This is a genomic window from Paraburkholderia atlantica (assembly GCF_009362785.1).
In the GTDB taxonomy this organism is placed as follows: Bacteria; Pseudomonadota; Gammaproteobacteria; order Burkholderiales; family Burkholderiaceae; genus Paraburkholderia; species Paraburkholderia atlantica.
Window position 1 is genome coordinate 1 of sequence record NZ_WHNQ01000153.1, and the last position, 2,689, is coordinate 2,689.

Here is a 2,689-nt window from a genome sequence, read left to right on the forward strand (position 1 = left end):
ATGCCGATCGCGAGACGCCGATCAAGGTCCGTCAGATCAAGTACCTGAACAACATTGTCGAACAGGACCATCGGGCTATCAAACGCCGGAGCCGGCCGATGCTGGGATTCAAGAACTTCCACCGTGCGAGGGTCATTCTCGGCGGCATCGAGGTAATGCACATGATCAGGAAAGGACAGATGAAATGTGCGGGCAAAGACCCGTCGTCTGCTTCCCAGCAGTTTTACTCCCTTGGGTCATAAGCAATACTTATCATATCGACATTTCTCGTCCCGACACCCTTACTGCAACAGAACCGTTCGACGAGCCGGTATCGGTCGGGCAGCCGGTCAATGCGCTGGCCGCGCGGCTTCGTGACCTGATGGCCGACTGGCGCCGGGAGAAGAAGCTGGACCATGCGGACATGCAGCGCACGCAGGGGCGGCTCAGTGCCCGTCGGCACACGCTGGAACGTTCGATGGCGTTGCTCGCACACGGGCGCGAAACGTTCGAATGGCCGAACCGTGTAGCCGTTGCACTGGAGTCGCGCGATGTGGCAAGTCTGCTGAACATCCTCGACACGCCTGACGATAACAACCTGAGCAGCAAGCAGGTCGTGCTCGAGTTCCATGGCGTGAAGCTCCGAGGCCTGAAGGCGAAAGCCAGGCGCAGTGCGATCTTCCAGCTGTGCGGCCTCGACGGGACTGCGCAGGCCGCGTGGGAAGCGAACGAGCTGGCGCGCAGGCAGGCGGAGCGCAAGGAGCAGGATGCGCAGCGTGCGAAGGAAGCGGCGCAGAATGCCCGCTATCAGCGCGGCGACGGCGTCGTGATCGATGGCGCCCAGCATGTCGAGGACGCGATCGCATCGGGGTTCCGGGAGATTCGGGACTGGCGCAAGGGGGCAAGCAAACAGTACGCGCTCGTCAACACGGAGCTTAACGAGGCGCGTCGTCTGCAGGTAAAGGATGGCACGCTGGATTACGCCCGCGCGATGCTCGAGCGGCTTGCAGCCTGAGGAGCGACCATGCGATTCGATCGTACACCCAAGGTCGAAGGTCTTCGCTGGACTTCGCGGATGCGAGCCTTGCATCTGAACCGTCAGGATCGGGCTCGTCAAAAGATCGAGCGTGCCTACCCGCTCTTCAGCGATCAGATTGAGGTGCCCCAGGCGCTTTCGGTTGATGAAGAGCGGGAACGGCGGGAACGGCTGCTGTACCAGAGCGAGCAACGCATGCGCGATCTGTACGCCCAGCAATGGCGTCGCCTGCGTCGCGAGTACTTCGCATGCACGCCCGACGTGCGCGCGCGGATCATGGAAGCCTGGAAGGCGTGGCGCGGTCCGGCCAATCCTGTCTGTTTCGCCTACGTGATCGAGCAGCACAACGGCGTGGGCGAGGAGAAGTCCCGGCGGCACCGCGAGCGGGAAGCGGCGATGATCGCGAGAATCGATGCAGCACGGGCCGCTCAGACAGCGTTAGTCTGACGGCAATTTTCCTCAACCACAGCCGGCGCATATGCGCCGGTTTTTTTTGCCCTGGCGTCACGCGAGAAGTCTAAGCGGGGTCAATCTGCTCATCATTCGGGCAAACCTTCGCGCGGCGGCCGCCCATACTGGGCTCTGTTACCCGCGTCCATGACGCATCGACCCGCCGGAGATCCGGCAACAATGCTGCCCTTGGGGATCACGTCCCTTCGGGGCGTTGTTCGGGGGCACTTCCTTCGAGGTCACCCCATGAACCATCCGAACGCTGTTTCCGTAACCCGGGACGTTTCGATCACCCAGATCGAAAACGCGATCAACGTGTGGCGCAACCGCAATCCGGCAACCTCCGACGAGGAGGTGACGGTGCTGTGCGCGGAAGCACGCTGTCTCGCCAATCTCTACGGCAGCATGATCTTCACCCGTGCGACCGCCGTGCCGCGCGAAACCCTTACCGAAGCTCAAACGGCCGCTCTGGCTGGCGCGCAGGCGTAAGGCACAACCTTTTTTCGCGTCTCCAGGACGCATCGACGCGCCGCATCCGCGGCACATCCAACTCGCCCCTCAGGGACCACGTCCCCCGGGGGCGTTGTTTCGTGGGGCTTTTCCTTTTCAGGTACCCCATGAAAGTCTCTGCCTCGCAACTTCGCGAACTGCTCATCACCTACATTCCGGCCCGTCTTCCGGTGCTTGTCACTGGGGCTCCGGGCATTGGCAAGAGCGACATCGTCGCTCAGGCGGCTCAGGAAACCGGGCATGACCTGCTCATCAGCCATCCCGTCGTTGAAGACCCGACGGACTCGAAGGGCCTGCCATTCCCTGACGGGAACGTCGCCCGCTTCCTGCCGTTCGGGGATCTCGAGCGCGCATTGAGAGCGACAACGCCGCTGCTCTGGTTCCTTGACGATCTGGGCCAGGCATCACCGGCAGTGCAGGCGGCAAAGATGCAACTGCTGCTGGCACGCCGCATCGGCGAGCACGCGCTGCCCGACTGCGTCACGTTCGTTGCGGCCACCAACCGGCGCAACGACAACGCGGGTGTCTCGGGCATTCTCGATCCCGTCATCTCGCGTTTCGCGACGGTGGTGGAGCTTGAGCCTTCGATCGCAGACTGGACGGACTGGGCGGCTCGCACCGGTGTTCCCGCCGAACTGATCGCGTTTCTGCGATTCCGGCCGGATCTGCTGTCCGTGAAGAAGACCGCGCGCGATATCGAAAACGCACCGAGCC

General features: G+C 62.7%; 5 protein-coding genes. All 5 read left to right on the forward strand.

Annotation, left to right across the window (positions count from 1 at the left end; translation table 11 throughout):
• Positions 1–242 (forward strand): DDE-type integrase/transposase/recombinase (locus GCT19_RS41645; protein ID WP_152855032.1); only part of this gene is annotated, 242 nt, incomplete at its 5' end.
• On the forward strand, positions 185–994 hold the full coding sequence (locus GCT19_RS41650; protein WP_227749506.1) for a hypothetical protein: 810 nt from the start codon (positions 185–187) through the stop codon (positions 992–994). The genes GCT19_RS41645 and GCT19_RS41650, both read left to right, overlap by 58 nt.
• A gap of 9 nt (positions 995–1,003) precedes the next feature.
• The gene (locus GCT19_RS41655) at positions 1,004–1,462 is read left to right on the forward strand and encodes a hypothetical protein (RefSeq protein WP_152855063.1); all 459 of its coding nucleotides are present in this window, start codon (positions 1,004–1,006) and stop codon (positions 1,460–1,462) included.
• Positions 1,463–1,711: 249 nt separating this feature from the next.
• Positions 1,712–1,954: a DUF3717 domain-containing protein gene (locus tag GCT19_RS41660; protein WP_152855064.1), complete on the forward strand. Its 243-nt coding sequence runs from the start codon at positions 1,712–1,714 to the stop codon at positions 1,952–1,954.
• Between the two features lie 128 nt (positions 1,955–2,082).
• A partial coding sequence (locus GCT19_RS41665) for an ATP-binding protein (RefSeq protein WP_193727540.1) occupies positions 2,083–2,689 on the forward strand: 607 nt, incomplete at its 3' end.

What these genes read in the sequence shown, in the direction of transcription:
- GCT19_RS41650 (WP_227749506.1), top strand. Translation starts at nt 185, where the DNA reads ATGTGCGGGCAAAGACCCGTCGTCTGCTTCCCAGCAGTTTTACTCCCT.
- GCT19_RS41660 (WP_152855064.1), top strand. Translation starts at nt 1,712, where the DNA reads ATGAACCATCCGAACGCTGTTTCCGTAACCCGGGACGTTTCGATCACC.
- GCT19_RS41655 (WP_152855063.1), top strand. Translation starts at nt 1,004, where the DNA reads ATGCGATTCGATCGTACACCCAAGGTCGAAGGTCTTCGCTGGACTTCG.